This is a genomic window from uncultured Sphaerotilus sp. (genome assembly GCF_963924895.1).
In the GTDB taxonomy this organism is placed as follows: domain Bacteria; phylum Pseudomonadota; class Gammaproteobacteria; order Burkholderiales; family Burkholderiaceae_C; genus Sphaerotilus.
Window position 1 is genome coordinate 122,434 of sequence record NZ_CAWURG010000003.1, and the last position, 21,658, is coordinate 144,091.

16 protein-coding genes are annotated in these 21,658 nt (G+C 69.5%); 9 read left to right on the forward strand and 7 right to left on the reverse strand.

Going from position 1 to position 21,658, the window contains the following annotated elements:
* Window positions 1-13 precede the first annotated feature (13 nt).
* Both AABN02_RS01330 and AABN02_RS01335 read left to right on the forward strand, forming a co-directional pair.
* Entirely contained in the window at window positions 14-3,388 is a 3,375-nt protein-coding gene (locus AABN02_RS01330) for a PilC/PilY family type IV pilus protein (protein WP_338413117.1), read from the forward strand.
* Between the two features lies 1 nt (window position 3,389).
* Window positions 3,390-4,070 carry a hypothetical protein gene (locus AABN02_RS01335; RefSeq protein ID WP_338413118.1) on the forward strand — a complete coding sequence of 227 codons (681 nt, stop codon included), beginning with the start codon at window positions 3,390-3,392 and terminating at the stop codon, window positions 4,068-4,070.
* 15 nt (window positions 4,071-4,085) lie between these two features.
* Here the strand turns inward: AABN02_RS01335 and AABN02_RS01340 are convergent, their stop codons facing one another.
* Window positions 4,086-5,024, reverse strand: a complete 939-nt coding sequence (locus tag AABN02_RS01340; RefSeq protein WP_338413119.1) for a histone deacetylase family protein — start codon at window positions 5,022-5,024, stop codon at window positions 4,086-4,088.
* An 81-nt stretch (window positions 5,025-5,105) separates the two neighbouring features.
* On the opposite strand from AABN02_RS01340, the gene AABN02_RS01345 reads away from it, so the two are divergent.
* From AABN02_RS01345 to AABN02_RS01355, 3 genes are read left to right on the forward strand one after another with little or no spacing between them, the layout of a single operon-like run.
* Window positions 5,106-6,071 carry an AAA family ATPase gene (locus tag AABN02_RS01345; protein ID WP_338413120.1) on the forward strand — a complete coding sequence of 322 codons (966 nt, stop codon included), beginning with the start codon at window positions 5,106-5,108 and terminating at the stop codon, window positions 6,069-6,071.
* 11 nt (window positions 6,072-6,082) lie between these two features.
* Entirely contained in the window at window positions 6,083-7,108 is a 1,026-nt protein-coding gene (locus AABN02_RS01350) for a DUF58 domain-containing protein (protein WP_338413121.1), read from the forward strand.
* On the forward strand, window positions 7,105-9,204 hold the full coding sequence (locus AABN02_RS01355; RefSeq protein WP_338413122.1) for a transglutaminaseTgpA domain-containing protein: 2,100 nt from the start codon (window positions 7,105-7,107) through the stop codon (window positions 9,202-9,204). The genes AABN02_RS01350 and AABN02_RS01355 overlap by 4 nt, the downstream gene beginning before the upstream one ends.
* Here AABN02_RS01355 and AABN02_RS01360 read toward each other — a convergent pair.
* On the reverse strand, window positions 9,142-10,056 hold the full coding sequence (locus AABN02_RS01360; RefSeq protein WP_338413123.1) for a hypothetical protein: 915 nt from the start codon (window positions 10,054-10,056) through the stop codon (window positions 9,142-9,144). The two genes, AABN02_RS01355 and AABN02_RS01360, sit on opposite strands and share 63 nt — an antisense overlap.
* A gap of 313 nt (window positions 10,057-10,369) precedes the next feature.
* Window positions 10,370-11,347: a glycosyltransferase gene (locus AABN02_RS01365; protein ID WP_338413124.1), complete on the reverse strand. Its 978-nt coding sequence runs from the start codon at window positions 11,345-11,347 to the stop codon at window positions 10,370-10,372.
* Window positions 11,348-11,673: 326 nt separating this feature from the next.
* On the opposite strand from AABN02_RS01365, the gene AABN02_RS01370 reads away from it, so the two are divergent.
* From AABN02_RS01370 to AABN02_RS01380, 3 genes are all read left to right on the forward strand, one after another.
* Window positions 11,674-15,957 carry a DEAD/DEAH box helicase gene (locus AABN02_RS01370; protein WP_338413125.1) on the forward strand — a complete coding sequence of 1,428 codons (4,284 nt, stop codon included), beginning with the start codon at window positions 11,674-11,676 and terminating at the stop codon, window positions 15,955-15,957.
* 83 nt (window positions 15,958-16,040) lie between these two features.
* Window positions 16,041-16,298, forward strand: a complete 258-nt coding sequence (locus AABN02_RS01375) for an Arc family DNA-binding protein (RefSeq protein WP_338413126.1) — start codon at window positions 16,041-16,043, stop codon at window positions 16,296-16,298.
* The gene (locus AABN02_RS01380) at window positions 16,295-16,717 is read left to right on the forward strand and encodes a type II toxin-antitoxin system VapC family toxin (RefSeq protein ID WP_338413127.1); all 423 of its coding nucleotides are present in this window, start codon (window positions 16,295-16,297) and stop codon (window positions 16,715-16,717) included. Before AABN02_RS01375 ends, AABN02_RS01380 begins: the two co-directional genes overlap by 4 nt.
* 34 nt (window positions 16,718-16,751) lie before the next feature.
* On the opposite strand, the gene AABN02_RS01385 is transcribed toward AABN02_RS01380, so the two are convergent.
* Window positions 16,752-18,050: an acetyl-CoA hydrolase/transferase C-terminal domain-containing protein gene (locus AABN02_RS01385; protein ID WP_338413128.1), complete on the reverse strand. Its 1,299-nt coding sequence runs from the start codon at window positions 18,048-18,050 to the stop codon at window positions 16,752-16,754.
* Between the two features lie 118 nt (window positions 18,051-18,168).
* Here AABN02_RS01385 and rlmJ point away from each other — a divergent pair, with 118 nt between their 5' ends.
* Entirely contained in the window at window positions 18,169-19,026 is an 858-nt protein-coding gene (rlmJ, locus tag AABN02_RS01390) for a 23S rRNA (adenine(2030)-N(6))-methyltransferase RlmJ (RefSeq protein ID WP_338413129.1), read from the forward strand.
* Between the two features lie 23 nt (window positions 19,027-19,049).
* Here rlmJ and AABN02_RS01395 read toward each other — a convergent pair whose 3' ends face one another.
* Genes AABN02_RS01395 through AABN02_RS01405 form a run of 3 tightly spaced genes read right to left on the reverse strand, consistent with a single transcriptional unit; the run spans window position 19,050 to window position 21,642 of the window.
* Window positions 19,050-20,393, reverse strand: coding sequence for a HAMP domain-containing sensor histidine kinase (locus tag AABN02_RS01395; RefSeq protein WP_338413130.1), 1,344 nt, complete (start codon window positions 20,391-20,393; stop codon window positions 19,050-19,052).
* The gene (locus AABN02_RS01400; protein ID WP_338413131.1) at window positions 20,390-21,055 is read right to left on the reverse strand and encodes a response regulator transcription factor; all 666 of its coding nucleotides are present in this window, start codon (window positions 21,053-21,055) and stop codon (window positions 20,390-20,392) included. The genes AABN02_RS01395 and AABN02_RS01400 overlap by 4 nt, the downstream gene beginning before the upstream one ends.
* 47 nt (window positions 21,056-21,102) lie before the next feature.
* A complete protein-coding gene (locus tag AABN02_RS01405) occupies window positions 21,103-21,642 on the reverse strand; it encodes a cytochrome b/b6 domain-containing protein (RefSeq protein ID WP_338413132.1) in 540 nt (179 codons plus the stop codon).
* Between the last annotated feature and the right edge of the window lie 16 nt (window positions 21,643-21,658).

Genomic DNA, 21,658 nt, shown 5'->3' on the forward strand with positions numbered 1-21,658 from the left:
GAGACCCAGACCCATGACCCTGTGCCACCAACCTCCCGCCCGGCTGGCCCTCGCCGCGGCGCTGGCCTGCGGGATGATCGGCGGCGGCGCCCACGCGGCGCTCGTCGATGTCTCCAACGTCCCGCTGAATGCCTCGCTGTCCCAGGTCAAGCCGAACATCATGTTCATCCTGGACGATTCCGGCTCGATGGGCTATTCCTACATGCCGGACGAGGCGGGCGTGTACGACGGCGACGGCGTGATCGGCGAGAACTACGGCTACCGCTCGGCCCACTGCAATGGCCTGGCCTTCAACCCCGTGCTGCCCTACCGTCCGCCAGTGCGGGCCGACGGCACCTCCTTTCCCGACGCCAGCTTCACTGCGGCGCCGGAGGACGGCTTCAATCCGTCCGCCGGATCGACCTCGCTCGACGGCAGCATCTACTACACCTACAAGAACGACAAGAAGCTGGTCCCGCTGTCCTGGACCTATCTGCCCAATGGCAGCATCGACCAGAACACGCCCTTCTACAAGGACTGCACGCTCAGCCGCAGCGAGGCGTCGGACCAGTTCCTGCGGGTCACCGTCACCACCGCCTCGGACGCGGTGCTGCGGCAGCAATACGCCAACTGGTACGCCTACTACCGGACGCGGCGCCTGCTGATGCGCACCGCCACCGGCGAAGCCTTCCGCCACATCGGGGAAGGCTTCCGCGTCGGCTTCACCGTCATCAGCGACAGCAGCGTCACCAGCAATAGCTTCCTCGACGTCAAGGACTTCACCCCGGCCCAGCGCAGCGACTTCTACGACCTGCTCTACACCGCACAGACCGCCGAGGGGTTCACGCCGCTGCGAGGCGCCCTGTCCAAGACCGGCCGTTACTTCGCCAACAAGATCGCCGGCCAGCGCATGGATCCCATGCAGTACTCCTGCCAGCGCAACTACGCGCTGCTGTCCACTGATGGCTATTGGAATAGTGGACTAAGCGGCTATGCTGGTTTGGAGACTGCCAGCTACGGGCCACTCAAGGTTGACGGCAGCCGCGTGGGGCAGCAAGACGGGGCGGAAGCACGTCCGATGAAGGACAGTACAGGCGCAGCAGGCGGTGGTGACAGCGATTCACTGGCCGACGTAGCCCAGTACTTCTGGGCCACCGACCTGCGCAGCGACTTCCCCAACAACGTGCCGGTCACCAAGCGCGACACCGCAACCCACCAGCACCTCAACACCTTCACCGTTGGCCTGGGCGTGCGCGGCACCCTGTCCTACGACCGCAACTACCTCTCGCTGACCACGGGTGACTACGCCGACATCCAGGCGGGGCGCAACGGCAAGGAATGGCCGGTTCCGATCGGCACGGTCAGCGCCACGCCCAACACCACCAACGCCACCCACATCGACGACCTGTGGCACGCCGCCGTCAACGGCCGCGGCCAGTACTTCTCGGCCACCGACCCGCAGACCCTGTCCGACGCCATCGGCACCACGCTCAACGAGATCAGCAAGGACACCGGCTCCAGCGCAGCCGCATCGGCCAGCTCGCTCACGCCCGTCACCGGCGACAACTGGGTCTTCCTGCCGAGCTACAGCAACTCGCCCAACTGGTACGGCGACCTGCGCGCCTTCCAGTTCACCACCGACGCGGTCACCGCCGGTCTGATCGCCCCGGACACCAGCAAGGGCCAGGCCGTCTGGAGTGCAAAGACCCGGCTGGACGAACGCAACCTGACCGACCGTCCGCGGCGCATCCTGTTCGGCAACGGTGCCGGCGCGCTGCTCGACTTCACCTACGCCAATCTGGTAACCCTGCAATACAACTCGGACTTCGACGAGCTGTGCACCGGCCCGCGGCCGCTGTCCCAGTGCAATCGCCTCTCGCCAGCTGCGCGTGACAAGGCCACCGGCGAGAACCTGGTCAACTTCCTGCGCGGTGACATGCAGTTCCAGCTGGGTGCGGTGGCCCCGGACAACCAGGTGTTCCGCAACCGTTATTCCCGCCTGGGGGACTTTGTCAATGCGGCCCCGGTCTATGTTGCCAAGCCGCCGTTCAAGTACGGCGATGCCGGCTACAGCCAGTTCATCACCGACCACGCCAACCGCACCAAGATGGTCTATGCCCCCGCCAACGATGGCCTGCTGCACGCCTTCCAGGTCGGCGAGAACGAGACCGACCTTGCCGGCGGCGAGGAGCTGTGGGCCTTCGTGCCACGCGGCGTGCTGCCCCACCTGCGCCGGCTCGCCGACGTGGCCTACGACGCTGCCCACACCAACCTGCTCGACGCCACCCCGACGATCGGCGATGTCTACGCCAACGGCCAGTGGCACACCATCCTCGTGGGCGGCATGGGCGCCGGTGGCCGCTACTACTACGCACTCGACATCACGAACCCCGCTTCGCCCGCGCTGCTCTGGGAATTTTCGGACGCCAACCTCGGCCTGACCTTCGGCAACCCGGTGATCACCAAGGACGCCAAGGGCACCTGGCTGGTCGCATTCACCTCGGGCATCAACAATGTCGGCGACGGCCGCGGACGCCTCTACCTGGTGGACGCCCTGACCGGCAAGCTGCGCACCAGTGCGGGCGAGATCGTCACCGCAGCCGGAGACACCACCACCCCCAGCAACCTCGGCCGCCTCAACGCCTGGGTGCCCAGCGACGCCGACAACACGGCGCTGCGCTTCTATGCCGGCGACATGCTCGGCAACCTGTGGCGCTTCGACCACGACGACCGGGTGGCGCCGTCCGGCGCCGAAGCCACGCTGCTCGGACAGGCGCTGGGGCCGAATCTGGTGCCGCAGCCCATCACCGGCAAGCCGGTGCTGACCGAGCTGGTGAACGACAACGTCCCCATCACCGTCGTCTCCTTCGGCACCGGACAGCTGCTCAACAACGCCGACCTGACCTCGACAGGTCTGCAGACGATCTACTCGATCCGCGACACGCTGGGCGCCACCAGCCTGGGTCCGCTGCGCGACCCCAAGGCCAAGCTGGTGCGACAGGAACTGAACAGCCAGCGCCTGCTCGACCAGGCCCAGTCCGTCGACTGGAACGCCCAGAACGGCTGGTATGTCGACCTGAACCAGTCCAGCGGCGAGCGGGTCTCGCTGGACGGCATTCCGCTGGCCTCGGGCCTGATCGCCTTCGCATCGACCGTGCCGAACGGTGACCCCTGCGGCAACGGGGGCAGCTCCTACCTGTACCAGTTCCTGCTGCCTTCGGGCGACGTACGCGATGTCGAAGTCTCGAACTCGCTCATCGTCGGCGTCGGTCGCGTGATGGACAGCACCGGGCGGGTCAGCGCCTTCTTCACCAAGCGCGACCAGAGCACGCAGCTGAAGGCGGCCGGGGCCGGCATCAACAACCGCTCCAACACCCTGCGCCGCGCGGCCTGGCGAGAGCTGAACTGACATGGCCGGACGGCGCGTGCTGCTGGCGGGTTGTGTGGCGGGTTCCTTGCTGCTGCACGTCGGCGTGCTGCTGTCCGGTCCGGCCTCGGTGGCCGGGCACGCTGGCGGAACGCTTGGCCAGCCAGCGCGCCCGGGCATGCTGGTCCGGCTCGAAACGCCGCACCGTTCGACCAGCACCGCAGCCGTTGTTCCGGACACGACACGCCGGATCGCCGCGCCTGCCGCGACGAAGCGGCCAGTCGCCCGGCAACCGCAGCCGCAGTCGCAACCTCCGGCACCGCTTCCGCCGGACCTGGATCAACTTCCGCCGACTGGCGCCGGTCCGCTCGCGCAGGCGGGTGATCCGGACGCGGACTACCTGCCGAGCCGGCTGCTCACCCGCGGGCCTGCACCGCAGCAATCGATTGACCTGTTCTATCCGGAACTGGCGCCATCCGGGCACTTCCGCGCGGTGCTGACCCTGTACATCGACGACCGCGGCGTGGTGCAGCGGGTGCGCATCGACGAGGCGGAGGACAGCGGGCTGCCGGCCGCGCTGGAAGACGCCGCCCGGCAGACCTTCCTGCGCAGCGCCTTCGCGCCGGGCGAGCTGGACGGGCGCCCGGTGCGCTCGCAGCTGCGCATCGAGGTCGACTACGCCACCGAACCGACGGACGAGCGCACGCAGACCGCCTCGCGCTGACCAGCTCGCGAGGCGTCAGACGTCGGCCAGCACCCGCAGGTGGGCCGCGACGCTGCGCGCCAGCGCACTCAGCACGTAACCACCTTCCAGACACGAGACGATGCGGCCCTGGCTGTAGCGGTCGCCGATGTCGACCAGGCGCTGCGTGATCCAGGCGTAGTCGGCCTCGACCAGTCCGAGCTGCCCCAGATCGTCCTCGCGGTGGGCGTCGAAACCGGCGGAGATGAAGATCATCTCGGGCTTGAACTCCTCCAGCCGCGGGATCCAGTACATATCGATCAGCTCGCGCACCTCCATGCCGCGGCTGTAGGCCGGCACGGGCACGTTGACCATGTTGTCGCCCATCGGCACGCCGCCGCTGTAGGGGTAGAGCTGGTCCTGGAAGAAGCTGCACATCAGCACCCGCTCGTCGCCGGCGATGATGTCCTCGGTGCCGTTGCCATGGTGGACGTCGAAGTCGATGATCGCCACCCGCTGCAGGCCACGCACGTTCAGCGCATGGCGCGCCGCGATGCAGACGTTGTTGTAGAAGCAGAAGCCCATCGCCTCCGAGCGCGTGGCGTGGTGGCCGGGCGGGCGGATGGCGCAGAAGGCGTTGCGGTAGGTGCCGTCGATCACCGCGTCCGTGGCGGCGACCGCCGCGCCCGCCGCCCGCAGCATCGCCTGGCGGGTGCCGGGGCCGACGGTGGTGTCGGGGTCGAGCGCGCGGTGCTCGCCGGTCAGGATCGCCTGCTGCATGAACTCGTCGAGTTCGAGCAGGTAGCCCTCGCTGTGCGCCTGCATCAGGTCGGAGTGTTTCGCCAGCGGCACCTCTTCGGGCCGCAGCAGCGCGATGTCCAGCCCGGTGGAGAGCAGGTGGTCCTCGATCGCGTCGAGGCGCTGGGGGCACTCCGGGTGACCGGGGCCCATGTCGTGGCCGCGGCAGTCGGGATGGGAATAAAAGGCAGTGCTCATGTTGTCTGGCACACCGGGCGTCCGCCGCCCGCTGTGTTGTCCCTCAAGCTTCGTTTCGGTTCGGGTAAGGTATCACCGATGATGAACCGCCCACATCACACGCTCCTGACACCCCCGACTCCGGCCACGCCCTTGACCGAGACGCTGGAGCGCCTCGTCGAGCAGATCGGATCGGTGGTGGTCGGCAAGCCTGCACAGATCCTCGACAGCGTGGCCTGCCTGCTCGCCGGTGGCCACCTGCTGATCGAGGACGTTCCCGGTGTCGGCAAGACCACCCTGGCTCAGACCCTGGCTGCTTCGGTCGGCCTGCAATTCTCCAGAGTGCAGTTCACCGCCGACCTGACACCCAGTGATCTGGTCGGGATCAGTGTCTACGAGCGCGCACGCGAGGGATTTGTCTTTCATCAAGGCCCCGTGTTCACGCAGGTGCTGCTGGCCGACGAGATCAACCGCGCCGGCCCGCGCACCCAGAGCGCGTTGCTGGAGGCGATGGAAGAGCGCCAGGTGACCCTCGACGGCGAGACCCGGCCCCTGCCCAGCCCCTTCTTCGTCATCGCCACCCAGAACCCGGCCGAACAGCTCGGCACCTACGCCCTGCCCGAAAGCCAGCTCGACCGCTTCCTGATGTGCCTCACGCTGGGCTACCCGTCCCCGTCGGCCGAGCGGGCGCTGCTCGAAGGCCACGACCGGCGCGAGACCGTGCGGCAGTTGCAGCCGGTGATGTCGGCGCAGGAGTTGCTCGCGGCGCAGGACGCCGTGCAGCGCATCCATGTCGCCCCCGCGCTGCTGGACTACCTGCAGGCGCTGATCGCCGCCACGCGCAATGGCCAGTGGTTCACGCAAGGCCTCTCGCCGCGGGCGGCGATCGCGTGGTTGCGGGCGGCGCGGGCACGCGCCCTGCTCGCCCGCCGCACCCATGTCACGCCGGAAGACCTGCAGGCGCTGGCCGAGCCGGTGCTGGCCCACCGCCTGCACCCGCGCAGCGGCGCAGGCCGCAGTCGGGCCGCGCAGGTGCGCGCGATGCTCGAATCGGTCCGGCTCGTCTGACCCGCCGTCCCTTGCGCAGCACGCCCCTGTCGTCCGGATGGCGCCCGCGCTGGCGCGCCTGGTGGGACCGGCGCCACCCCCGCACCGACACGCTGTACCTCGACCACCGCAAGCTCTACATCGTGCCGACCGCCTCCGGGCTGGTGTACAGCGTGCTGCTGGCCTGCCTGCTGCTGGGCTCGATCAACTACCAGCTCAACCTCGGTCACCTGCTGACCTTCACCCTGGCCAGCGCCGCGCTGGTGGCCTTGCACGCCACCCACGCGACGCTCAGCGGCCTGCGCCTGAGCGCGCGGGTCGGCGAGGCAGGGTTCGTCGGCGAGGCGGTCGACATCGAGATCACCGTGCAGGACGAGACCAGCGCCACCGGCTGGCGCCACCCGACACGCCTCGGCCGCCACGGGCTGGTGATGCGCTGGCGGGACGATCCGGCGGGGGTGCCGATCGACGGGCTCCCCGACCCGGACACCCTGCAACGCCTGCCCCGCAAGCTCGAGCACCGCGGTCTCCAGACGCTCCCGGCCCTGGAACTGAGCAGCCGCTTCCCGCTCGGACTGTTCCGGGTCTGGGCCGTGTGGCGGATCGCCCAGCAGCCGCTGGCCTGGCCCGCGCCGGAGGTCGATGCCCCGCCGATACCCCAGGACAGCAGCACCGATCCGGCCGACGCCCCGCTCCGCCCGCACGCGCTCCAGCCCGAGCCGGGCGAGGACACCGGCGTGCGGCCCTGGCGGCGCGAGGACCTGCCAGCGCAGGTGCTGTGGCGCCGCTCGGCCCGCAGCCTGGCCGCGGGCGGCGGCCTGCTGGTGCGCGACATCCCCCCGGCGCGACAGGCCCGCGCGCTGCATCTGGACAGCAGCCGCCTGACCAGCCTTGACCCCGAAGCCCGCCTGCGCCGCCTGTGCGCCTGGGTGCTGCAGGCCGATGCGCTGGGGCAGCCCTACCGGCTGAGCCTCGGCGCACTGTCGATCGCGGAAGGCACCGGCCCGCTCCACCGGCGCCAGTGTCTGGACGCCCTCGCGCTCTGGAGCCCGCCGTGAGCCGGCCCGCCCTGCCGCGCGAGTCGCGCGACACGCTGTTCCTGCTGGCGGCGCTGGCCTGGACGCTGCTGCCGCAGTGCACGCAGGTGCCGCTGTGGTGCGCAGTGCTGGCCTATGCGGCACTGGGCTGGCGGGCGTGGCTGGCATGGAGCGGCCAGGCCTTGCCCTCGCGGCACCTGCTGCTGCTCGCGCTGGTCGGCGCCTCGGCGGGCACGCTGATCAGCCACCAGTCGCTGCTCGGCCCGTCGGCGGGCGTGACGCTGCTGGTCGTGCTGTCGGCGCTGAAGACGCTGGAGCTGCGCGCGCGCCGGGACGCGACCGTCGTCTTCTACCTCGGCTTCTTCCTGGTGCTGGCCAATTTCCTGCACTCGCAGTCGCTGGTCATGGCCGTCGCGATGGGCCTGTCGGTGTGGCTGCTGCTGACCGCGCTGGTGCTCGCCCACCTGCCGGACCGCCTGCAGACCCCGCCACCACTGCGGCAGGCCCTGGCCCTGTCGGCCCGGCTGCTGCTGACGGGCCTGCCGCTGGTGGTCGCGCTGTTCCTGCTGTTTCCGCGGGTGGCGCCGCTGTGGTCGATGCCCGGGCCGGGCACGGCCCGCACCGGCCTGTCCGACCACCTGTCGCTGGGCGATGTGGCCGAGCTGGCGCAGGACGACACGCTCGCGCTGCGGCTGCAGTTCGACGGCCCGGCGCCTGCATCCTCGCAGCTGTATTTCCGCGGCCCGGTGCTGAGCGAGCCGGATGGCAGCGGCTGGCAGCGCCGACGGCGGTTCACCGCGGGCACCGATCCCGCCGTGGCCGCCACCCCGGCCCGGCAGGTGCGCTACGAGATGACCGTCGAGCCGCTGGGCCTGGGCACGCTGCCGTTGCTGGAAAACGCCCGGACCGCGCCGACACAGCCCGACGCCGGACCCGACCGCTCCTGGCTGCGCGACCCCGAAGGCGCGTGGACCCCCGAGCGCCCGCTGACCGAGCGCCTGCGCGTGCAGGCCACCGCCGTGCTCGACACCCCGGTGCACGACCCCGCCACGCCCCCGGACCAGCCGGTGCAGCCCGACGACCCGCGCTGGCGGCCCTACCTGGCGGTGCCAGAGGGACAGCATCCGCGCACCATCGCCTGGGCCGACGAACATGGCGCCAATCTCGGCCCGCCACGCGCCGACAGCGCCCGCCGCGCCCAGTGGCTGCTGGACCACATCCGCCAGCAGCCCTTTGTCTACACCCTCGCCCCCGGCCTGTCCGGGCCAGACCCCGTGGACAGCTTCTGGCTGGACCGCCGCGCCGGCTTCTGCGAGCACTACGCCAGCGCGGTCGTCGTGGTGCTGCGCCGCTGGGGCGTGCCGGCCCGCATCGTCACCGGCTACCTGGGCGGTCAGGTGAATCCGCTCAACGGCGTGCTGGAGGTGCGCCAGCGTGACGCGCACGCCTGGGTCGAATACTGGCAAGGCCACCGGGGCTGGGTGCGCCTCGATCCGACGGGCGCGGTCGCGCCGGAGCGCATCGAGCGTGGCGAGCGGCTGGCCGCCCCCCGCGGACTGGTCGGCCAGACGCTGCTCCAGCTCGATCCCCAGCTGCTCGAACAGGCACGCGCCCTCTGGGGAGCGGCCGAGCACCAGTGGAACCAGTGGGTGCTGGGTTACTCCAGCCACCGCCAGCAGGACCTGCTCCGTGCGCTGGGCTGGGACGGTGTCGACAGCCGAGCGCTGGGCCAGTGGCTGGCCGGCGCATTCGCCGCGGTCGTGGGCATCGGGGCTGCCTGGGTGGCGCTGCGGACACGGCTGCAGCGGCGGGACCCCTGGCTGCTGGGGCATGCGCGCCTGCTGCAGATCCTGCGGCGCCGTGGCTACGAGATGCCCGGCCATCTGGCACCGACCGGCCTGCTGGCGCATCTCGCGACCATGACCGCGACCACGGCCGATCTGACCGAACTTCGCCGTCCGCTGGAGTTGCTCAGCCAGTGGCGCTATGCCGATACGGCGCAACGCCCACCGCTGCGCCCGCTCTGGCGCAGCGCGCAGCAGGCGGCACGCCGCTTACCGCGGCGACAGGGGACCCAGCCGGCTCGGACCACCGGCTTTCGGCGCGGCGGCGGCTGACGCAGACGGTCCGAACCGCGCACGCAGAGACAGCCACTGGCGTTTCGCGACCCGGATCGCCCGGGCGCGCAGGCTATTGAAGCTGCGGAACTGCCGCAGCACGCCGGGGTCCGTCCGGACGTCCGCCGGCAGGCGGAACCGGGTCGGCGGCGCCTCCATCATCTCGGACGTCCAGCCACGCACATCCTGCTTGCAGTTCTCCGCACCCGCACCGAAGCCGAAGTTCTCGACCAGCGAGCGCACCGGGAAGACATCGACCAGCCCATGGAGGAACTGGTGGAAACAGAACCGGATGGCCCATGAGTCGATCTGGCCGGCCATCTGGCGGTCCAGCATGCAGGACAGGTCACTGCCCCCGCGGTTGAACTGGCGCCGGCGCAGCGGATTCCCGCGGAAGCGGGCGTACTCGGAGACCTCCCAGTCGATGGCCTGCCAGCGGTCCCGCCAGGTGGCCCAGCCCCAGGACGAGGCCCGAACGCCGAACACGGCGTCCTGCGCCAGTGAACGGTCGTGCCGGATCGGGAAGGCATACCCCGACACGCTCATCACCTGCGGATTCGCCGCATAGGCCTGCAGCGACTGGTTCATGAAGTCCAGGAAGCCGGGCGAGAGCTTCAGGTCGTCTTCCAGCACGATCACGCGCTCGTGGGTCTTCAGCATCTCGGACACACCGCCGATGATGGACCGCGACAACCCCAGATTGACCTCCTGCTCGTGCAGCACGACCCGGGCAAATCCGGTGATCGACCGCACGTACGCCCGCACCTCCCGCACGCGCTGTTCCTGGCCCGGACGCGGGCCGTCGCAAAACACATGCAATTCGCTGTCCGCCGCCAGTCGATTGGTCAGCAAGGAGGCGACGGTCTGCCGCGTCAACGCCGCCCGTGCGTGCACGAAAAGACAGACCGGGGCTGCTGCGCATTTATTCACTTCTTTACTCCAGGTGAGCAACATTGTTTTCGGAACCTATTCAGTCCGAATATTCATGGGAAACCAAATACCAAAACAAAAATACATCACGCATTCATCCGAGAAATAGATATGACACCCAAAGACCCCTTATTCCCGGGGCGCTTGAACAGGTGACACGATAAAGCCAGTCTTTGAAAACTAATTCATGGATCGCGGCGCGGCGTGCATGATTCCCGCCGGGCGGCGGGTGTCGTCAGCGCTGGTGGCGCACCTGCGGGCCGCCCAGGTCCATGGGTGCGGAGGCGCGCGCATGGGGGACGCCAGGCAAGCCGCTGGCCCGCAACACAGCGCGTGCGGTCTGGCAGCCCAGTTCGCGCATGTGGCCGAGCAGGCGCTGTAACGGCGATCGCTGGAGCCGCGAGAGGCGCTCACGGCGCAGGCGGGCCACTTCCGGATCGGTCTCCCACTGGCGACCATGGATCTCGTCGAACACTTCCAGCCCATCGCGTTCCTGTTGCAGCTCCTGCTCGGCAGACCAGGGTGTCGGCCACCGGACCGCGCCCGTCAGCGCCAGCAGGTTCACCGGACAGGTTCGGGCCAGGCGGGCCTGCAGGCGGTAGTCCAGCGCGGTGCTGTCACGGCCCAGTGCCGGCGCCAGCCGCAGCGCCACATCGGCGGTCATCAGCGTCACCGCCATCCGGCTGTAGAGGCCCCAGCGCAGATGCTGCGCCAGTTCACCGCGGTACCAGCAGGCGCCCTCCAGCACGGCGTCGGGCACCGTGCCGGCTGGCAGGTCCAGCGCATCGCGCAGCGCCCCGCGTTCGCGAAAGATCGAGCGGCGGGCCGCAACGACCGACGGGCCGGACGACTCGACCGCGTCCATGCACACCACGTCTTCCAGCGGATTCGACTGCAGGAAGGCCGTCGTCAGCGCGAGGAAGCCCGGTTCCCAGCAGTGCTCCGCGTCGAGGAACACCGTGTAGTCGCCCGGACACCGGGCCAGCGCCTGACCCAGCCCCGCAGCGCACCCACGCCCGATCTGCCGGACGCACTGAATGCGCGGATCGCCCCCGATCCAGCGTGCTGCGCGACCGCGCGCGTCGTCCGACTCGATCAGCCACAGCGTCCAGCGCGTTTCGGTCTGTGCCAGCACGCTGGCCACGGTCCGGTCGAGCGCCGCGTCCGTGCCTTGCACCGGCAACAGGATCGCCACCTGATATTCATTTGCCATTCTTGTTCCCCTTGCCTGTTTGTTCAGGCTTGCCCGCATGGAATCCATTGTTATGGCTAATCTGAAAAAAACAAACACCAGCCACCACGGGAACACGGGGGTAAAACACGGGCTCCACACCCGATCCCCGCAAACTGGTGATGACCTCGAACCGGCAGCGGTCCATCCATATAGGCAATACCCCCATATTCGAGTGACGGTCACGAAATGAAACCAATTAGTTCCAATATTTGTATCCCTGCACGCTCCGGGAAAAATAGGTCCTCGCCACAAACGGTATCCCGCAAGCCGGGTGCCACCCCTCAAACGAGGCAAAATGTGGCGCCATGCGTGAGACCCCACTTCCACTTCCTGAACCCGATGGCGCTGCGCGCGAACAGCGCGATGTCCTCCAGGCCCTGGCGCTCGGCGCCACCTACCGCGTGCGCACGTGGATCGCGACCTTGCTGGCCGAGCTGGGCTGGCGCAACCGGGACGGCAAGCGCTACACCGGCGAGCAGGTGCGCACGGCCATGGACGCCCTCGCCGCCGCGGGCCTGATCGTCGAACACCCGCAGCGCCAGGGCTACTGGCGCGTGCATCCGCGGCACCACAGCACCACCTACCTCGCACTGCTGAAACGCACGCCCGCCGAGACGTTGCGCGCCGCCCTGCTGGATGCCGACGGCAGCCGCGCCGCCACTCGCTTCGGCACGGCCTACTGGCATTTCGACACCATGGAACTCGCCTGCGCCGTCACCCGGCTGGCGGTGTTCAGCGGCCAGGACGCGCCGGAGCTGGAGCGGCTGCGCCAGGCTTGCCGCTGGGGCATGGAATGGGACGCCGTGCTGGAGCGCGCGCTGCACGACGTGCTCGACGAAGTCCTCTTCCCCCGGATGCACCCGCAGTTGCAGGCCGAAACGCTGCGCGAGAACCTCGCCCTGCTCAACCTGCTCTGGGTCAATCCCGGCCATCTGCCGCTGCTGGCGATGACCGAGGACCTGCGCCGGCGGGCACTCGCCGATCCGGCCCTCGCCGCCGTCGTGCGCCTGACCACGCTGCCCATCGTGCAGGCCGAACACCTGATGCTGGCCGGGCGCTTCAACGAGGTGGCCCCGACGCTGGAAACCATGCTCCAGCCCAGCGGCGACACCACCCTGGACGCGGGCCAGCCGGTCTGGCGCGCGGTGGCCGCGTCGTACGAGGCCGTGCACCGCTTCCGCAGCGGGGACTGGGCGGGCTGCATCGCAGGTGTGGACGCCGTGCTCGACGTGATGCGCACGCTGGCCGGCAAGCGCAAGGCGCTCGTGTCGCCGCCGGTCGGCCTCAGCTACGTGCTCGCGCTGCTGGCCGATGCGCAGCCGGCCTCGCTGCACAAGGCGCTCAAGTTCTGTCTGGCCGAAGGGGGCAAGCGCCAGCCCGTGCTGGAGACGCCCTGGGGCGTGCTCGCGCTGGCGATGCAGATGAAGCTGGGCGATGCGCGGCGCGACCTGCAAGCCTTCCTGCCCCGGACCAACGAGTTCCACCTCGACCAGCTCGACCTGAGCCGCTGGCTGGTGCGCGCCTGGCTGAAAGACCGGCCGGGTGCAGAGCCGCTGAACGCCCCGCAGCTCGACGCCGCACGCCTGCTGGGCGAGCGCCTGACGGCGGGCGGGCTGCACGACCTGCGCGCGCAGCTCGACGCTGCGCTGGCCGTGCTCCAGGGCCAGCCGGCGCCCGCGTCCTTCTTCGTGAGCACGCCGCAGGAAGGCGAGCGCTGGCGCAGTGCCCTATCGGCCCTGGCCGCCATCGCCGGTGGCGGAACGGCGGAAAGCCCGGGCACCACGGTCGTCGCCGCCGAGACCCGGCTGGTCTGGGTCATGGTCATCAACGACTTCGGCGCCATCAACGACATCACGCCGATGGAGCAGAAGCGCGGCCTGCGCGGCTGGGGCAAGGCGAAGGAAGCCTCGCTGCTCAAGCTCAGCAAGAACGAAACGCTGCCCCCGCACGACGCCGTGGTCGCCCGCACGCTGCGCCTCAACCCGCGCGACCGCAGCCTGCGCTTTGACCTGGCCGCCGCCGCCGTGGCGCTGGTCGGGCATCCGCATGTCGCGTTCGATGACACGCCGGACGTGGCGGTCGCGCTGACGGAGACACCGGCCGCGCTGGACGTCGTCGACCTGGGCGACCGTCTGCGCGTCACCCTGCAGCCTGCCCCGCGCTGGACCGACACGGCCGCCGAGCGCCAGGAGCCGCAGCTCTGGATCACCAGCGCGGCCGAGCAGAAGGAAGCCGACGCGCTGCGCGTGCTCACCATCCTGCGCGACGGGCCGCAACACGCGCGACTGGTCCGCCTGAATGCCGCACAGACCCGCGCGGCGCAGCTCATCGGCGCCGGGCTGGAGGTGCCGAAAGTGGCGGCGGGTCAGCTCGACGAGGTGCTGCGCAGCCTCGGCGCGCATTTCCAGGTCCACAGCGACACGACGGCCGCCGCGCGTGACGTGCCCACCGAGTCGCGCCTGCGCGCCGAACTCACGCCGGAAGGCGACGGCGTGGCGCTGCGGCTGGTGGTGATGCCCTTCGGAGCAGACGGGCCACGCGTCAACCCCGGCAGTGGCCGGGCGCGGATGATCGCCAAGGTGGGTGGCGAGACGCTGGGGGTCCAGCGCGACCTCGCCGCCGAACGCTCGCACCTCGAGACCACGGTGGACGCCTGCCCGATGCTGTCACCGCCGCTGACCGATGCGCCCGCCGCGTGGCTGGTCGAGCAGCCGGACCAGGCGCTCGCGCTGCTGGAGCGGCTGCACACGCTGAATGCCGTGATGGCGCTGGACTGGCCCAAGGGCAAGGCGATCCGGGTCGACACCGCCGGCCTCGGGCAGCTCAAGGTCAGCGTCAAATCCGGCTCGGAGTGGCTGGCCCTTCAAGGCGGCGTGACGCTCAACGAGCAGCTCGTCGTGAGCCTGGGCCGGCTGCTGGACTGGAGCGCGAGCGAGAAGAGTCGCTTCATCCCGATGGGCGAAGGGCGTTATCTGGCGCTGACGGAGGAGCTGCGCAGCCGGCTGGACGAGCTGGCCAGCGTCGCCGAAATCCACCGCACCGACGCCGCCCGCGTGACGCCCGTGGCGGCGGCGTGGCTGGACACGACGCTCAAGGGCGCGGATCTGGACAGCGACAAAGCCTTCCGCACGCAGATCGACCGGCTGGTGGAGGCGCAGCAGTTCGAGCCTGTCCTGCCGCGCACCCTGCAAGCCACGCTGCGGCCGTACCAGGAGGAAGGCTACCAATGGGCGATGCGGCTGGCCGAGACGGGGCTGGGCGCCGTGCTCGCCGACGACATGGGGCTGGGCAAGACGCTGCAGGCGCTGGCGGTGCTGCTGGCGCGGGCGGCGGGCGGGCCGGCGCTGGTGATCGCGCCGACCTCGCTGATCGGCAACTGGCAGGCGGAGGCGCGCCGGTTCGCGCCGTCGCTGCGGCTGCTGCCGTATGCGGAAGGCGATGCACAGGGGGACCGCGATGCGCTGCTGGCCGAGCTGGGGGCGGGCGACGTGGTGCTCGTGTCCTACCAGTTGCAGCAGCTCAACGGAGCGGCCTTCGCGGCGCGGCAGTGGCACACGCTGGTGCTCGACGAGGCGCAAGCGATCAAGAACGCCACCGCCAAGCGCAGCCAGGCCGTGCATGAGCTGGGGGCGGATTTCCGGCTGGCGCTGTCAGGCACGCCGATCGAGAACCGGCTGTCGGAGCTGTGGTCGATCATGCGGGTGTGCAACCCGGGGCTGCTCGGGACGATGGGGACGTTCAACCTGCGCTTCGCGGTGCCGATCGAGCGCGACCGGCATCGGGGGGCGCAGCGCACGCTGCGCAAGCTGATCGCGCCGTTCATCCTGCGCCGCACCAAGGCGCAGGTGCTCGACGACCTGCCGCCGCGCACCGAGCTGACGATGCTGGTGGACGCCGACGCGACCGAGCACGCGCATTACGAGGCGCTGCGCCGGCAGGCCCTGCGCGACGCCGAGAAGGCGATGGAGGACGACAAGCCGGGGCAGTCGCACCTGAACATCCTCGCGCAGCTCACGAAGCTGCGGCGGGCGGCGTGTGATCCGCGGCTCGTCACGCCGGAGATCAAGCTGGTGGGCGCCAAGGTGAAGGCCTTCGGGGAGCTGGCGGCCGAACTCGCCGCCAACGGCCACAAGGCGCTGGTGTTCAGCCAGTTCGTCGACTTTCTGGCGCTGCTGAAGGAGCCGCTGGACGCGGCGGGGTTGCGGTATCAGTACCTCGACGGGTCCACGCCGGCGCTGGAGCGGACGAAGCGGGTCGCCGCCTTCCAAGGCGGGGATGGGGACTTCTTCCTGATCAGTCTGAAGGCGGGTGGGTTCGGGTTGAACCTGACGGTGGCGGACTATGTGGTGATCGCCGATCCGTGGTGGAACCCAGCCGCCGAGGACCAGGCCAGCGGACGCGCCCACCGCATCGGGCAGCAGCGGCCGGTGACGGTCTACCGGCTGGTGCGGGCGGGGACGCTGGAGGAGAAGATCGTGGCGCTGCACCAGGACAAGCGGGAGCTTGCCGACAGCGTGCTCGAAGGCAGCGAAGTCGCGGGCGTACTGCGAGCGGAGGAGCTGATGGCGCTGATGCAGGGCGACCGATAAAGCTGGAAGCCGTCGATTCGGTTGCGAAGCTGCTTGCAAAAGTTCATCATGCAAGCATTGCCATCAATCTCAAGAGTTGCAAGATGACTTCCGTGACCATTCGAAATGTTCCCGACGAGGTGCATCGCGCCATCCGTGTGCGGGCGGCGCAGCACGGCCGCAGCATCGAGGCCGAGATGCGCGACATCCTGGAGGCCGCCGTGAAGCCGCAAGGCCGGATCAAGCTGGGTTCGCTGCTGGCCGAGATCGGGCGAAAGGTCAATCTGACCGATGAAGAGTTCGCCGTCTTCGAGAGCGTGCGGGACCGCTCCCCTGCCCGTGCCGTGAGTTTCGACGAATGATCCTGCTCGACACGAATGTGGTGTCGGAGCCGCTGCGCCCGGCTCCCGCCGCCCAGGTCATCGCCTGGATCGACGCGCAGCCGCTGGAAACGCTCTTCCTGTCAGCGATCACCGTGGCCGAGCTGCGGGCGGGCGTGGCGCTGATGCCGGTGGGCAAGCGCCGCACCCAACTGCATGCGCATCTGGAGAAGCAAGTGCTGCCGCTGTGTGCCGGGCGGGTGCTACCGTTCGACATGGCCTGCACCAAGGCATATGCCGAGTTGCTGGCGAAGGTTCGCGCCGCCGGACGCAGCATCGCGACGGCTGACGCCTGCATTGCCGCGATTGCCATGGCCAACGGGCTGGTCGTGGCGACACGAGACACAAGCCCGTTTCAGGCGGCGGGGCTGACCGTCATCAACCCCTGGGACGACCGATGAGCCCGTGCATGGCGGAAGGCCAGCCGTGGCGCCATCACGCCAGCGCCATCGCCTTCGCCGCGTGCATCAGCTCCTCCCGAAACGCCGGATGCGCAATCGCGATCAACTCCCGCGCCCGCTCCCGCAGACTCTTCCCCCGCAACTGCGCCACCCCGTACTCGCTGACCACGTAGTTCACGTCGTTCTTGCTGGTCGAGACCAGCGTCCCCGGCGTCAGCGTCGGCACGATGCGCGAGATGGTGTCGCCCTTGGCGGTGGACGGCAGCACGATGATCCCGCGCCCGCCGTTCGAGCGGTTCGCGGCGCGGATGAAGTCGGTCTGCCCGCCGGTGCCCGAGTAGGGATTCGGGCCGAGGCTTTCCGAGCCGCACTGGCCGAACAGGTCCACCTGCAGCGTCGCGTTGATCGCCACGAGGTTGTCGTTCTGGCCAGCAATCGCGGGGTCGTTGGTGAAGTCGACCGGGTGCATCTCCAGCATCGGGTTGCGGTCCATCGCCTGGTAGAGCCGCTTCGTGCCCATGCCGAAGGTCGCGACGATCTTGCCGGGCAGGAAGTTCTTGCGCCGCCCGGTCACCGCCCCGCTCTCCAGCAGCGAGATCAGCCCGTCGCCGATCATCTCGGTGTGGATCCCCAGGTCCTTCTTGCCACCGAGCTGCATCACGACCGCATCGGGGATGCTGCCGTAGCCAAGCTGCAGCGTGTCGCCGTCCTTCACCAGTTCGGCGACGTGCAGCCCGATGGTGCGCTGGATGTCGTTGATCTGCGGCAGGCCGACCTCGCGCAGCGGCGCCTCCGACTCGATCAGCGCGCTGACCTGCGAGATGTGGACATGGCAGTTGCCGAAGGCGTAGGGCACGTTCGGGTTCACCTCCAGCACGAGGTCGCGGGTGCGCTCGATCGCCGCCATCGTGAAATCGGGGCTGAGGCTGATCGAGAAATAACCGTGCGCGTCCATCGGCGAGGCCATCGTCATCACCACCTCGCAGCGCTGCTCGCCCCGCCGCACCAGGCGCGGAATCTCCGAGAAGTGACAAGGCACCAGATCGGCCCAGCCCGCCTTGAAGCCCGCCCGCACCGCAGCGCTCAGGAACAGCGAGCGGTGGCGGATGTGCGGCGTGCTGTCCACGTCCATGTAGGCCTGCGGCGAGAGCGGCAGCAACTGGCTGAGCGTCACGTCGTTCAGTTCGGCGCGCCGGGCGGCCAGCGCCTGCAGCAAGGCCGGCGGCTCGCCCACCGCGGAGGCAACCAGCACGGTGTCGCCGTCGCGCACCAAGGCGGTGGCGTCCTGGGGCGTGCGGAGTTTCTGGCGGTACTGGTCGAGCGCGGCGGACATGGCAATTCCTTGTATTGGTATTGATAGAGACAGTCGCCCATTCTAGGAAGCTCCTCCCCCATCCGGCCATGCACAAGCCTTGATGTCCATCAGGGCGGGAAGCAGCGACAATCCCGCCATGCTCGCCTATCGCCACGCCTTCCATGCCGGCAACCATGCCGATGTCCTCAAGCACCTCGTCTTCACGCAGGTGCTCCGCTACATGGCGGAAAAGGACAAGCCCTTCACCCTCGTCGACACCCACGCGGGCGCCGGTGGCTACGGCCTCGACAGCAACCACGCCCGCAAGCACGCCGAGTACGACGACGGCGTGGGCCGCCTGTTCGGTCAGAAAAACCTGCCCGCCGCGCTGAACGACTACCTCGCGCTGGTGCGCCGCTTCAACCCGCAGCCCGACCGCCTGACGCGCTACCCCGGCTCGCCCGCGCTCGCGCAGATGCTGCTGCGCGCCGACGACCGGATGCGCATGTACGAGTTGCACTCGACCGACTTCCCGCTGCTGCAGACCGCGCTGGAAGATCGGCGCGAGACGGCGGTGATGAACTCGGACGGCTTCGCGGGCCTGAAGGCCGAGATGCCGCCGCCCTCGCGCCGCGGCGTGGTGCTGATCGACCCGAGCTACGAGATCAAGACCGACTACACCAAGGTGGTCGGCGCCGTGCGGGACGGGCTGGAGCGCTTCGCCGATGCCGTGATCCTGGTCTGGTACCCGCAGCTGCAGCGCCTCGAACCCAAGGAAATGACCGACCGGCTCAAGGCCGCGGCGGACGCGCAGTCCAAACGCGGCTGGGTGCATGTGCGCATGTCGGTGGCCGAGCCGGACCAGAGTGGCTTCGGGATGCTGGGCAGCGGGATGCTGGTCATCAACCCGCCCTTCGTGCTGCATTCGATGCTGCAGGAGGTGATGCCGGTGCTCACCGAGACCCTGGGGCAGTACGCCGGGGCCAATTTCGTGCTGGAGAAGCGGTCGAAATAAGGATTGCGGCGCTGGCTGTCGATTCAGCCGACTGCCGGGCCTGCGTGCACGGCGGGATCGTGTCCAGCGGTCAGCGTCATCTCCACCCGCAGGCCGCCGAGCGCGCTGCGGCCCAGCCCCAGTCGCCCGCCATGCGCCCGGGCGATGAGATCGGACAGGACCAGGCCCAGCCCGGGGAGCACGGCGTAGTCCTCGCGGTCCAGCGCCAGCTGCAGCGTCTGCAGGCGTTCCGCGTCGATGCCCGGCCCGTCGTCGTCCAGCGTCAACCGGTCGTCGCCGATCGCCACCTGCACACGCCGGGCGCCGTGCCGCGCTGCGTTGTCGAGCAGATTGGCCAGCGCCGCGGCCAGCAGGTCCGGATCGGCGTTCGGACGCAGCGGCGCGCCGGTCTCCGACATCTGCACCACCAGTCCCGCCACTGGCATACGGGCCAGCATCCCGGCCACATCGACCAGCTGCCGGTGCAGCGCCGAGCCGCTGCGGAACAGTGTCAGCAAGGCGCTGACCACACGGGCGAAGCGGCTGGCCGCGTCGCGGACCCGCTGCAGACGCGGCTGTTGCTCGGGAGCGCATTCACGCAACGCGACGGCGAGTTGTGCGTCCATGCCGGCCAGCGGCGTGCGCAGCGCGTGGGCGGCGTGGGCAGTGAAGGCGCGCTCGTTGCGCACGCGCACGGCCAGGCGGGCGCCCAGATCGTCGATCGCCTCGCGGATCGGCAGCAGCTCGGCGCGGGTGACCGGTGGCAGCGGCTTGGCCGGGTCCATGGGATCGTGTTCCTGCACGTCACACACCAGCCGGGAGATCTGCGCCAGCTCCGATCGCATGCGCCGCAGCAACCAGAACACGCACACCGCCCAGACGGCCAGCGACGCCAGCATGGTGTTCAGCGCCGCATCGCGCAGGGCTTCCGAGCGTTCACCCAGCGACTGCGCCACGTACAGCATCTGGCCCTCGCCGACCGGCACACCCAGCACCCGCCAACCGGACTCTGCATCCGAAAATCCGATCTGGCGTTCCGCCACCAGAGGCCCGTCCGGCGCATGCGGCGAGTGGAGCAGCACGTCACGGGCCGGCCCGATCAGCTGCCACGCGAAGCGCCCTCGCACATAGTCGCCAGCCGGATGGACGGTCGTCCCGCCCACAGGCACGGGGGATCCGGTGTTCTGCGGTTGTGGCGCATGCACGACCCCCGACAACGCTTCAGCCGAGGCCCGCAAGGTGTCGTCCAGCAGTTCATTGATCTCGTGGCGGATGGTCAGCACCACCATCAGCGGCGCCACCAGCCCCCAGACCACCGAGGTCCAGAGCAGTGCCGCCAGCATCCGGCGCCGGATCGAGACCGGCGTGCGCTCGGCGAGCAGGCTCATGGGCCGGGCGCCCCGGTGATCCGGTAGCCCAGGCCGCGCACGGTCTCGATGAACCCGCGCCCGAGCTTGCGGCGCAGATTGGAAATGTGGACTTCGAGCACATTGCTGGCGACCTCGGCCTCCTGCCCGATGACGAGCAGATCCAGGTCCCCGCGCGACACGATGCGCCCGGCGCGCCGCACCAGCGCTTCCAGCAGCGCCCATTCGCGGGCAGTCAGCTCGACCCGGTTCTGCTCCAGCCAGACCGCCTTGGCCGTCAGGTCGACCTGCACCGCACCGAACTCGATGCGCTCGCCCCCGCTGCCCGCCGCGCGGCGGCACACCGCCCGCAGGCGGGCGGCGAGTTCTTCCGGTGCGAAGGGCTTGACCAGATAGTCGTCCGCGCCGGCGTCCAGCCCCTGCACCCGGTCGCTGAGCAGGTCGCGTGCGGTCAGCATCAGTGCCGGGGTCGTCAATCCACGCTGGCGCAGGCGGCGCAGCCAGTCGAGCCCGCTGCCGTCCGGCAATTGCCAGTCGATCAGCAGCGCGTCATAGGGCTCACCCACCAGCACGGCCGCGTCGCCCAGGCGCAGGCACCAGTCGACGACGTGGCCCTCGGCGCGCAGGTAGTCGCGCAGGCCCTCGCCCAGCATCGGATCGTCTTCCAGGAGCAGCAGTCGCACGGCAGGTGGCTTTCGTTCAGCAGGTCATTCCGGGCAACTTCGGCGGGTCAGCCGCGCCGCTTGACGCCCGTGATCATGGCGCCGACGAGGTTGGTGCGTTCGATCCGGCCCATGAGAATCGCCGCCGCCGCATGCAGGCCAGCCAGCGCAATGAGGGCGGAGCCGATCACGCCGTGCAGGTCTTGCAGCCACTCCTCGCCCCAGAAGGCATCGGTGGTCTGCATGAAGCCGGTGATCCCGAGGCCGAGCACCAGCGCCATCAGCGCCAGCATCATCAGCGCCCCGAGCGGGTTGTGCCCGGCGTGGGACTCCACCTGCCCGCTGCGCATTGCCAACACATGCGCGCGCAGCCGGGCTGGCGTCGGAAAGAAGTCGGCAAACCGCGCATGGCGGGTGCCGATGAAACCCCACACGATGCGCAGTGACACCAGCGCACTGGCGGCGTAGCCGATCCACTGGTGAATGGTCTCGCCATCCTCGATGACAAAGTAGTTCAGCAGCACACAGCTGACCAGACTCCAGTGGAAGATCCGCACGAACGGATCCCAGACCTTGACGCCGTCGCGGGTGTGGGGGGTAGTGCTCATGGTGTCAGTCTGACAG

Coding starts and splice junctions, on each gene's coding strand:
- AABN02_RS01330 (WP_338413117.1), top strand. CDS start 14: ATGACCCTGTGCCACCAACCTCCCGCCCGGCTGGCCCTCGCCGCGGCG.
- AABN02_RS01335 (WP_338413118.1), top strand. CDS start 3,390: ATGGCCGGACGGCGCGTGCTGCTGGCGGGTTGTGTGGCGGGTTCCTTG.
- AABN02_RS01340 (WP_338413119.1), bottom strand. CDS start 5,024: ATGAGCACTGCCTTTTATTCCCATCCCGACTGCCGCGGCCACGACATG.
- AABN02_RS01345 (WP_338413120.1), top strand. CDS start 5,106: ATGAACCGCCCACATCACACGCTCCTGACACCCCCGACTCCGGCCACG.
- AABN02_RS01365 (WP_338413124.1), bottom strand. CDS start 11,347: ATGGCAAATGAATATCAGGTGGCGATCCTGTTGCCGGTGCAAGGCACG.
- AABN02_RS01370 (WP_338413125.1), top strand. CDS start 11,674: ATGCGTGAGACCCCACTTCCACTTCCTGAACCCGATGGCGCTGCGCGC.
- AABN02_RS01375 (WP_338413126.1), top strand. CDS start 16,041: ATGACTTCCGTGACCATTCGAAATGTTCCCGACGAGGTGCATCGCGCC.
- AABN02_RS01380 (WP_338413127.1), top strand. CDS start 16,295: ATGATCCTGCTCGACACGAATGTGGTGTCGGAGCCGCTGCGCCCGGCT.
- AABN02_RS01385 (WP_338413128.1), bottom strand. CDS start 18,050: ATGTCCGCCGCGCTCGACCAGTACCGCCAGAAACTCCGCACGCCCCAG.
- rlmJ (WP_338413129.1), top strand. CDS start 18,169: ATGCTCGCCTATCGCCACGCCTTCCATGCCGGCAACCATGCCGATGTC.
- AABN02_RS01395 (WP_338413130.1), bottom strand. CDS start 20,393: ATGAGCCTGCTCGCCGAGCGCACGCCGGTCTCGATCCGGCGCCGGATG.
- AABN02_RS01405 (WP_338413132.1), bottom strand. CDS start 21,642: ATGAGCACTACCCCCCACACCCGCGACGGCGTCAAGGTCTGGGATCCG.